This is a genomic window from Pelagibacterium limicola, assembly GCF_015694405.1.
Classification (GTDB): Bacteria; Pseudomonadota; Alphaproteobacteria; order Rhizobiales; family Devosiaceae; genus Pelagibacterium; species Pelagibacterium limicola.
The window spans coordinates 315,967-325,889 of record NZ_JADQDB010000006.1 but is presented as its reverse complement, the minus strand read 5'-3'; the positions used below and the strand labels follow the sequence as shown (position 1 = coordinate 325,889).

The 9,923-nt window shown below is 62.6% G+C and carries 10 protein-coding genes and 1 pseudogene; 1 reads left to right on the top strand and 10 read right to left on the bottom strand.

All coding sequences use genetic code 11. From position 1 onward, the window contains the following. Positions 1–88 (top strand): annotated as a pseudogene (locus tag I2G20_RS14415) (IS481 family transposase); the annotation flags it as partial. Positions 89–122: 34 nt separating this feature from the next. Here the strand turns inward: I2G20_RS14415 and I2G20_RS14410 are convergent. The 10 genes from I2G20_RS14410 to I2G20_RS14365 form a co-directional block, all read right to left on the bottom strand. Then, a complete protein-coding gene (locus tag I2G20_RS14410) occupies positions 123–461 on the bottom strand; it encodes an alpha/beta fold hydrolase (protein ID WP_196260417.1) in 339 nt (112 codons plus the stop codon). A 2-nt stretch (positions 462–463) separates the two neighbouring features. Continuing rightward, positions 464–889: a YciI family protein gene (locus I2G20_RS14405; protein ID WP_196260416.1), complete on the bottom strand. Its 426-nt coding sequence runs from the start codon at positions 887–889 to the stop codon at positions 464–466. A gap of 155 nt (positions 890–1,044) precedes the next feature. Continuing rightward, entirely contained in the window at positions 1,045–3,189 is a 2,145-nt protein-coding gene (gene pnp, locus I2G20_RS14400; RefSeq protein WP_196260415.1) for a polyribonucleotide nucleotidyltransferase, read from the bottom strand. Positions 3,190–3,555: 366 nt separating this feature from the next. After that, positions 3,556–3,825, bottom strand: coding sequence for a 30S ribosomal protein S15 (rpsO, locus tag I2G20_RS14395; protein WP_196260414.1), 270 nt, complete (start codon positions 3,823–3,825; stop codon positions 3,556–3,558). 155 nt (positions 3,826–3,980) lie between these two features. Further along, entirely contained in the window at positions 3,981–5,723 is a 1,743-nt protein-coding gene (locus tag I2G20_RS14390) for a sensor histidine kinase (protein WP_196260413.1), read from the bottom strand. Between the two features lie 81 nt (positions 5,724–5,804). After that, a complete protein-coding gene (gene truB / locus I2G20_RS14385; RefSeq protein ID WP_196260412.1) occupies positions 5,805–6,722 on the bottom strand; it encodes a tRNA pseudouridine(55) synthase TruB in 918 nt (305 codons plus the stop codon). A gap of 14 nt (positions 6,723–6,736) precedes the next feature. Next, positions 6,737–7,144 (bottom strand): 30S ribosome-binding factor RbfA, encoded by a 408-nt coding sequence (gene rbfA, locus I2G20_RS14380; RefSeq protein ID WP_196260446.1) that lies wholly within the window; start codon positions 7,142–7,144, stop codon positions 6,737–6,739. 31 nt (positions 7,145–7,175) lie between these two features. Further along, on the bottom strand, positions 7,176–8,057 hold the full coding sequence (locus I2G20_RS14375; protein ID WP_246473091.1) for a Rossmann-fold NAD(P)-binding domain-containing protein: 882 nt from the start codon (positions 8,055–8,057) through the stop codon (positions 7,176–7,178). Further along, entirely contained in the window at positions 8,045–9,163 is a 1,119-nt protein-coding gene (gene queG / locus I2G20_RS14370) for a tRNA epoxyqueuosine(34) reductase QueG (protein ID WP_207747641.1), read from the bottom strand. Before queG ends, I2G20_RS14375 begins: the two co-directional genes overlap by 13 nt. Further along, positions 9,160–9,840 carry a glutathione S-transferase family protein gene (locus I2G20_RS14365; RefSeq protein ID WP_196260411.1) on the bottom strand — a complete coding sequence of 227 codons (681 nt, stop codon included), beginning with the start codon at positions 9,838–9,840 and terminating at the stop codon, positions 9,160–9,162. Before I2G20_RS14365 ends, queG begins: the two co-directional genes overlap by 4 nt. Positions 9,841–9,923: the final 83 nt, after the last annotated feature.

The window sequence follows — 9,923 nt, the reverse complement described above, 5'->3', positions numbered from 1 at the left end:
TGAATGGGAACGCTTCTACAACTTCGCAAGGCCTCACGGCGCGTTCAACGGAAAAACCCCTTACGAGGTGCTGCGCGAAAAACTATAATCTCAAAAGAAGATGTCCCGAAAGCACCTGCAGCTTACACTTTTCCAGCCAGGGCCGCCGCCGCCTCGATGGCAAGCACGGCCCCGGAAGATCCCCCTGCAAGCACTGCAGGCGCGCCCACGACATCGATCAGCGCTTCGATGTCCTCGATTTCGCGCGCGACCGCATAGGGCTTGGTATTTCCGCTCTCGCCACGCCCGCGCCGGTCATAAAGAACCACGGTATAGGCATCGGCAAGGAGCGCGGCAAGCCTGGGACTTGCTTCGTCGACAGCACGGTACTGGGTAGCCCCGGAAACAAGGATCAACGTCGGCCCGGAGCCGTGAGTTTCGTAGCCGATCGTGGTGCCATCTGCAGAGGTGACGTGCGGCATGGTCAGGCCCCCATTTCCCGCATTGCGAGCTCTGCCTCGACCTTCTTGTGCTGGTCGTAGCCTTCGCCTTGGGTGGCGAAATCCTCGAGCTCGAAAAGCTGGCGGATTTCGAAGCGGTCTTGGCCGTGGGCAATGGGACATTTGGCGACCCATTCAATGGCTTCGGCGAGCGAACCGCAGTTCCATATCCAGAACCCGGCAATCACTTCCTTGATTTCGGTGAAGGGGCCGTCGGTCACGAGCGGCACGCCGTCCCTCACCTGCACCCGCGCGCCCTTCGATGTAGGCATCAACCCGGCGCCATCGAGCATCACGCCCGCCTTCACCAGGTCCTTGTTGTATTTGCCCATCGCGAGGAGCAGACCCTCCTCGGGTTCGATTCCCATTTCGGTGTCGGGCGAAGCCTTGATCATCACCATAAAGCGCATGGTCTTTCTCCCTTGTGGCGCCGCCCCTCCGGCGGCCATGTGTTGCCGATGTTATAACGACGGAACAAAATGCGGAACGCCGACACCGGGAGACAAAAAAGCCCGGCGGACAACAAATCCGCCGGGCCCGATATATGCCTAACTGCCGAAACGCCTTATTCGGCGGCGTCCTCGGCGCCTTCGCTGGTCTTTTCCTTGCCGGTCTCCTGGTCGACGACCTTCATGGAGAGGCGAACCTTGCCGCGCTCGTCGAACCCGAGGAGTTTGACCCAGACCTTATCGCCTTCCTTGACGACGTCGGTAGTCTTGCCGACGCGCTGGTCTGCGAGCTGGGAGATGTGGACAAGCCCGTCACGCGAGCCGAAGAAATTGACGAAGGCCCCGAAATCGGCGGTCTTGACGACCGTGCCCTGGTAGATGGCATTGATTTCCGGCTCGTCTGTAATCGACTTGATCCACTTGATGGCCGCGTCGATCTGCTTGCCGTCGGAGGACGATACCTTGACGGTGCCGTCGTCCTCGATATTGACCTTGGCGCCGGTCTTTTCGACGATCTCGCGGATCACCTTGCCGCCGGTGCCGATCACTTCGCGGATCTTATCGGTCGGGATCTTGATCGTTTCGATGCGCGGCGCGAATTCGCCCACTTCCGAACGGGCGGTATCGATGGCCTTGGCCATTTCACCGAGGATGTGCTTGCGGCCGCGACCTGCCTGATCGAGGGCGATCTTCATGATCTCCTCGGTGATACCGGCGATCTTGATGTCCATCTGAAGGGACGTCACGCCATCGGCGGTGCCGGCGACCTTGAAGTCCATGTCGCCCAGGTGATCCTCATCGCCGAGAATATCGGAGAGGACGGCGAACTTCTCGCCCTCAAGGATCAGGCCCATTGCGATACCGGCGACAGCCTTCTTCATGGGAACGCCCGCATCCATGAGCGCCAGCGAAGTGCCGCAAACGGTCGCCATCGAGGACGAACCGTTGGATTCGGTGATCTCGGAAACCACACGCAGCGTATAGGGGAATTCTTCGGCCGACGGGCGGACCGGGTTGATCGCGCGCCAGGCGAGCTTGCCGTGGCCGATTTCGCGGCGACCGGGCGAACCCATGCGCCCAGCTTCACCGACCGAATAGGGCGGGAAGTTGTAGTGGAGCAGGAAGTTCTGCTTGTAGGTGCCTTCGAGCGAATCGATGAACTGTTCGTCATCGCCCGTGCCCAGGGTAGCGACGACCAGCGCCTGTGTTTCACCGCGGGTAAAGAGCGCAGAACCGTGGGTGCGGGGCAGGACGCCGACTTCGGAAACGATGGGGCGGACGGTTTCGAGGTCGCGGCCGTCGATTCGGGTCTTGGTGTCGAGGATGTTCCAGCGCACCACCTTGGCCTGCAGCGATTTGAAGACGGCGCCGACCTGTTCGGGGGTGTACTTGCCTTCGCCATTTTCGGGAAGGAAGTGGGCCTTGACCCGGGCCTTGGCGGCATCGACCGCAGCATAACGGGTCTGCTTGTCGGTGTTCTTGTAAGCGTCGCGCAGTTCAGTCTCGATAAAGCCGAGCATTTCCGCTTCGAGGGCCGACTGGTCTTCGGGCTCGAAATCGCGCGGCTCCTTGGCGGCCAGTTCGGCAAGCTTGATGATCGCGTCGATCACCTTCTGGCTCTGCTGATGACCGAACATCACAGCGCCCAGCATCACCTCTTCGGAGAGCTCCTTGGCTTCAGATTCGACCATGAGAACCGCATCGGCGGTCCCGGCCATGATGAGATCGAGCTTGGAATCCGAACGCCGGTCGATTGCTGTATTGAGCACATATTCGCCGTCGATATAGCCCACGCGCGCCGCGCCGATCGGGCCCATGAAGGGGATGCCTGAAATGGTCAATGCCGCGGAGGCGGCAACCATGGCAAGAACGTCGGGCTCATTTTCCAGGTCGTGCTGGAGCACGGTGATGATCACCTGGGTCTCGTTCTTGTAGCCCGCCGGGAACAGCGGACGGATCGGCCGGTCGATCAGGCGCGAGGTGAGCGTCTCGGCCTCGGTCGGACGACCTTCGCGCTTGAAATAGCCGCCCGGGATCTTGCCGGCAGCGAAATATTTTTCCTGGTAGTTGACCGTCAGCGGGAAGAAGTCGATGCCCGCCTTGGGCTCCTTTGCCGAGACGACAGTCGCGAGCACGACGGTTTCACCGAGCGTTGCGACCACGGCGCCGTCGGCCTGACGGGCGACCTTGCCGGTCTCGAGGGTCAGGGGCTGTCCACCCCAGTCGAGTTCGACCTTGTGATAATCGAAGTTGATAGCCATTGGCTTTTCGTCCTTTCGATGCGCCCTTCGTCGGTGCCTGGCATCGGGCCGGCACCGGAAAACAAGGGAACGCATATGGGCCGTGTCGCCCTCGGGACGGAACATGGACAAGACGGCGAGGGACTCCGGACAGCATCTGCTCTCGAAGTCCCCGGCGATCCTGCCATGCCCCAAAGGGGGCGCCAGGGCCAGTTGCACCGGACCTTTTGTCCGGCCTTGTGCAAGCAGACCGGCCCCATGCCGGAATGCTCCGTGAACTCGTTTCTCGCATCTCCAGACCAGACAGGCACGAGGGCTTGCCCAAGAGCGGAGCTCGGAAACGAAGATGCGGGGCCGGTGGCCGGTCCCGCATCGGTAAATTCTGGCCTAGCGGCGGATGCCGAGCCGTTCGATCAGGCTCTGGTACCGCGCTTCGTCGCCGCGCTTGACATAGTCGAGCAGCGAGCGGCGCGTGGAAACGAGTTTCAGGAGACCACGGCGGGAGTGATTGTCCTTGGCGTGGGACTTGAAATGATCGGTCAGGTTGTTGATGCGTTCGGTGAGGATCGCGACCTGCACCTCAGGCGAGCCGGTATCGCCGGCCTTGGTTGCATATTCTTCGATGAGCGCAGCCTTGCGCTCGGGCGTAATCGACATCGGGATATCCTTTCAAATCAGGAGAAAAGTCGCCATAGCCGGGATGCCGTCCAGGTATGGTCAATTAAAGCCGGTGCGGAAAAACCCGCTCCGACTGGGCGTCCCTATAGGGCAAAAGTCCAAAAAAGAGAAGCCTTATTTCGCCCCGAACCCTATCAATCCTCACTGTCCCCGGGGGTCCCATCGATCCCGACGGGCTGGCGGTCGGGATCGATTTCGGCGAGCGGGATTGAGAAGACCCATTCGATGCCGTCTTCGTGCAGGATGCGCTCGACATCGGCCTTGAGCGCCCCGCTGACCATCGTCTTGAGGACGACGGTGCCGAACCCCTTGCGCTCCTGGGGCGGAGTGAAACCGGGGACGTGTTCGCGCCAGGAGACGTGGAGCCGGCCGCCGCCGGCGCGGTTCCAGTTGACCACCAACCGTCCGTCGGGAACCGAAAAGGCACCATACTTGGACGCGTTGGTGGAAAGCTCGTGCGCGGCCATGCCCAGCACCTGCGCGGACTGAATGTTCAAGAGGATGTTGGGGCCCGTCTTGGTGACGCGCGCGGGATCCTCGGGCCTGAAGGGATCGATCTGGGTCCGGATCAGATCGCGCAAACCGATGCCCTGGGTGCCGTGCGCGAGCAGGAGATCGGTCGAGCGCGCAAGGCCGTAGATGCGGTGCTGGAAGCCTTCAACGAACTGGGCCACGGTTTCGGCGCCCTGCGCGGTCTGTTTGGCCATCGCGGAAATAACGGTGAGCTGGTTCTTGGAGCGGTGCGCCAGTTCGCGCAGCAGGAACCGCACCTCGGTTTCGGCGGCCTTGCGTTTGCGCGCGGCATCGGCCAGCGCCTGGGAGACCTGGGAGAGTTCATGGACGGGATAATGGGTCGGCTCGATATCGGCGCCCGTGCCGAGACGCTTTGCCTCGCGCGCCAGCCCGTGCACCGAACGCGCGATCCGACGCGCGAGGATGAAGACGCCGATCGCGGCGATGCCGATGAGCGCGGCTCCGCCGGCGAGCAGCCAAAGGAGCGCAGAGCGCAAGGGTTGCTGGACGACCCAGACCGGCGCCCAGGCCACCACGTACCATCCCGTCAGGATCGAACGCTGGGTAATGGTTCTGTAGCTTTCGCCCCCGATTTCCCGCTCGCGCCAGCGCATCGAGGTGCCGGACGATTCCAGGAGCGGGAGGAAAAGCGTGTCACCCGTTTCGGCACTGTCCTGGGAGGCGGCAATGACACGGTTGTTCCCGTCGACCAGCGCCACATGCCAGCCATCGGGCAGTTCGCGGGTCAGGAGCGCCGAGGAAAGTCCGGCCGCGTTCTGGGTGAGGATGATCGCCTGGTTGTCGTGAGGCGGCTGGCGCCGCATCAGGACATTGAAAACAAACTGCTCGGCTACGGTACCCCAAAACAGGTTGGAAACGATGGCATCGGTCGTCGAAAAGACGCGGTTTCCGGATTCCGGGTCCGCGATCTTGCCCAAAGACGTGCCGAACGGCACGCGCGTGTTGAGAAGCTGGTTGAGATTGGCATCGATGACGATGAGGAAGGAGCCGGTGCCACTGAGAGCGGACTGGGCGTGGGCGTGAAACCGCTCGAGATCGCCCTCCAGCAAGGATTGCGCCCGGCCGAGGACACGCAAGGTGGAGAACATGCCCGAGATTTCGCGTTCCACTGCCTGCACGACCGAGCGGGTGGTGGCGACCGTGAATGTCTCGACGACTTCTTCCTGAGCAACGTTGTGGCGCTGGAGCAGCACCGCGGTAAACCCCAGGATGGGAACGACAATCATCCCCACGAGGACGATAAGATAGACCAGAACCGGGTACGACCGGCGGTGCGGCGCCGTGCGGGTCGCTGCGCCGTCCTTGTCTGGAGGCGCAATAGTCTCAGCTGTTGGAGCGCTCATTGCTCCTCCCGGTCCCGCCATATGCAACTCGCAACGCACAAGACGTAACCCGTTGATGCGCCCGGGTAAAGAGCGGAACGGCTAAGCACTGGAAAGGATTACACGCCTGGGCTTGAACTGGCCGTGTTCGACCATACCCAAGGCAACCGCTTGCCCGCGGCAGCTGGCCCAGGCCTCGTCGAGTGAAACAGGGGCATCCCGGCCGGCAAGAAGCACGGGATTGCCCAACCTGATTGTGGCGGCCTGACGGTCGTCCACCCTGATTTCGGGAAGGTCGAAGAGGCCCGCCGCTACAGGCAGGAGCAGGGCATCGCGCGCCGCGCCCTCGACGGTCTCGATTTCGGCAAGGCTTATGGCGTTCTCGTCGGAAAAACGGCCGACCTGCGCGCGGTGCAACGCGCCGACATGGCCTCGGGTCCCGAGCGCCAGAGCAATATCGCGGGCCAGGGCGCGCACATAGGTGCCCTTGGCGCAGGTGACCGAGAGCCGGGTCCGGTCCGGTCCATGGGACAGGATATCGATGCCGTCGATCTCCACCTCGCGCGGGGGCATGTCCAGCTTTTCGCCGGCGCGGGCGAGATCGTAGGCGCGCTCACCTCCGATGCGGATGGCCGAAAAGGCTGGCGGCACCTGCGTAATGGTGCCGGTAAACCGGGGCAGCACCGCTTCGAGCGACGAGCGATCGGGGCGGTGTTCGGAGGTTTCCATCACCTCGCCCTCCATATCGTCGGTGGTGGTCTGCGCGCCCCAGGCGATATCGAATTGATAGACCTTCGTGCCATCCTGCACATGCGGGACTGTCTTGGTCGCCTCGCCAAAGGCGATGGGGAGGATGCCGGTCGCGAGGGGGTCGAGGGTCCCGGCGTGGCCGGCCTTTTTGGCCCCATAGAGCCAGCGCAGCTTGCCCACAGCTTCAGTGGAAGACATGTCATAGGGCTTGGAGAAGACCAGCCAGCCGGAAAGATCGCGCTTCTGGCGCTTTTGCTTATTCTCGCTCAATGGCACGCTTCTTTCTAGTTGTCTTCGTCGTCGCGCGGGTCGAGATCGCGCTTGACCCGCTCGGAACGCAAGAGCGCGTCGATTCTGCCGTACTCATCGAACGTGGTGTCGACGAAAAAGCGGAATTCGGGGGCGTATTTGAGATCGAGGGCGGGGGTCACCCTGCCGCGGATGAAGCGGGCATGGGCGTTGAGCGCCTTGGCCACGTCCTCGGCATTGGTCCCGCCAAGGGGCATCACATAGACGTTGGCAATGCGCAAATCGGGCGTCATGCGCACTTCGGGCACGGTCACCGTAACGGTTTCGATCAGCGGGTCGATGATCTCGCCCCGCGACAGCAGCGCTGAAATCTCGTGACGTACGCGTTCGCCGACGCGCAGCATGCGCTGGGAGGGTGCCGATGTTTTTGCCTTTTTTGCCATGCCGGGCAGATAAGCCTCTCTTTTGCTTCCGTCAACGCCTGTGCTCATCGGCCAGGATCGCGCCGAAGCCCTCGCGGTAGGACGGATAGCGCAGGGTGTAGCCCAACGCGTCCTTGATCCTCTCGTTCCTCACCTTGCGGTTGTTCTCATAAAAGGAACGGGCCAGCGGCGGCAAATCGGCGGTTTCGAAATCGACCTCAGGAGGCGGCTCCAGGCCGAGCAGACCGGCAGCATAGGCGATTACAACCTGCGGCGGTGCGGGTTCGTCGTCAACGATATTGAAAATTCCGGAAAGCTTTTTGCCCGCGGCAAGCGCGGTGATTTCGCCTATGTCCTCGCTGTGGATGCGGTTAAAGACCTGCCCGGGCTTCACGATCCGCCGCGCGGTTCCGTTGCGCAGTTTATCGAGCCCCGAGCGCCCCGGCCCGTAGATTCCGCCCAGCCTCAGAATGGCGAGGGGGATGCCAAGCCGAGCCGCCAGTTCCGCCCACGCGCTTTCAGCCGCAAGCCGCCAGCCGATGCGGGGGTTGTGGGCTTCCACCGGAAAGGTTTCATCGATCCATTCCCCACCGGCATCGCCATAAACCCCGATGGTCGAATAATAGCCGATCCATGACAGTCTTTGGGCCTTTTCGATGAGATGCGCCGCCCCTTCGAGCGCCGGATCGCCGGACGCGCCGGGGGCGATCGATGCGAGGATATGGGTCGCGCGTCCGATCGCTGCGGCAAGCGCGGTATCAACGTTGCCATCAAAGACATGTGTCTCGATGCCTGAAGCCTCGAGCGCGGCAGCCTTTTCCACGTCGCGTGTCGTTCCCGCGACCGTTGCGTCGGGATAATGGCGCCATATGGCGGCGATTGCGGCGCGCCCGGAAAATCCCGCGCCAAAGACCAGAACGTTCATGCCAGCCATTCGTCCGTCACCTCCGGATCGGTTTCGTTCGCAAGCGCCCGGGCCTTGCGCATCCGGGCCCTTTCCGGATCGAGCTTTTTGAGCGCCCAGGCCGCCATGCCGCGGATCAGCGGCTCAGGGTGATCTGCAAAGGATTCAACGCGCCCGACATGACGCCGGTCCCCGCTGTTGCCCGCGGCCACCAGCCCGTTGCGCATAAGCCGCACCCAGCCCAGCCGCCGCACCGGCGTGCCCGAAAAAAGCGAGCGAAAGCCAGCGTCGTCGAGTGCGAGAAGATCGGCAAGCCCGAAATGTTCGAGATCGGCGCGCGCCTGCAATTTGGCCTCGCGGGCCTTTGAGGCGAACTTGTTCCACGGACACACGGCAAGGCAGTCGTCGCACCCGAAGATGCGGTTCCCCATCGGTTCGCGCATCTCAACGGGGATCTGCCCCTTATGCTCGACCGAATAATAGGCAAGGCATTTGCGGGCATCGAGCTGGAAGGGTGCGGGAAAGGCGTTTGTGGGACAAATATCGAGGCAACGCGTGCATCGGCCGCAGCTTTCGGGATGCGGCGCATCCGCGGGCAACTCGGCGCTCGTAAAGATCGCGCCGAGAAACAGCCAGGAGCCGAATTCGCGCGAGACAAGCACGGTATGCTTGCCCTGCCAGCCCAAGCCTGCCGCTTCGGCGAGCGGCTTTTCCATCACCGGGGCGGTATCGACGAAAACCTTGACCTCCGCCCCGGCACGGCGGGCCAGGAGCCCGGCCAGTTCCTTGATCTTGCCCTTGACCACGTCGTGATAGTCTCGCATCCGGGCATAGGCCGAGATGTTGGCGAGACCGTTGTCGGCCAGCCGCTCCATGGGATCGGTTTCCGGCCCGTAGTTGATCCCGACCATGATGACCGATTTGACGTCCGCCCAGAGGTTTTCGGGACGCGCGCGACGCGGCGCGGTCTCCCTCATCCACTCCATCCCGCCATGCCATCCGCGGTCAAGTGCGGCGAGCAGCTTGCCTTCGAGGTCAGGACGGGCGGACGCCGAAGCGATGCCGAAGGCGTCGAACCCGAGTGCCCGCGCGCGTTCGCGCAGTTCAGCGATCAGCGCTGCAGCCGATCGGCTCAAAAATCGAGGTCCGCATAGGCCGGCGCCGCGGGCATTCCAACAATCCGGTCCAGCAGGAGCGGGCGGAAGGCCGGGCGCGACTTGATGCGCGCATACCAGTCCTTGGCTTCGCCGGCCTTGGCCCAGTCGATATCCCCCATATAGTCGAGAATCGAGAAATGTGCGGCGAGGGCGAAATCGGCGACGGTCATCACGTCGCCCGCCAGCCAGCGGCGGGTGGCGAGCAGCCAGGAAAAATAAGCCAGGTGTTCGTTGAGATTGGCCTTGGCGATGCGCAGGACCGCCGGATCGGGCGCACCCGAGCGCAGATCGCGCTTGATCAGCTTTTCCTCGAGGAGATAGGCGGTCACTTCTGTATTGAGCTTCAAAAGCACCCATTCAACGAGCCGCCAGGTTTCGGCGCGCTGGCCGGGATGTTCGGGCACCAATGGCTCGACGTGATTCTCCGGGCCGAAATTGGCCTCGATGTGGGCGATGGCCGCGAGAATGCCGACGATGGGCGCAAAGGGCTCATCGAGCATGACCGGAACCGTCGCAGCAGGATTGATATCGAGGAAATCGGGGTCGCGCCGCCAGGGCGCCGTATCGACCAGCTCGACCTCGATGCCGTATTCGGCCAGCATCAGGCGGACAATACGCGAATTGGGATCGAGCTTATGATGCAGGAGCTGTGGCATGGGCGGGTCGTTCGCTCACCAAAAACCTGGAATCGGGACGCAACGTCTTTCTCGGGCAGCGCTTTCGAACCGGAAAAGTGGCT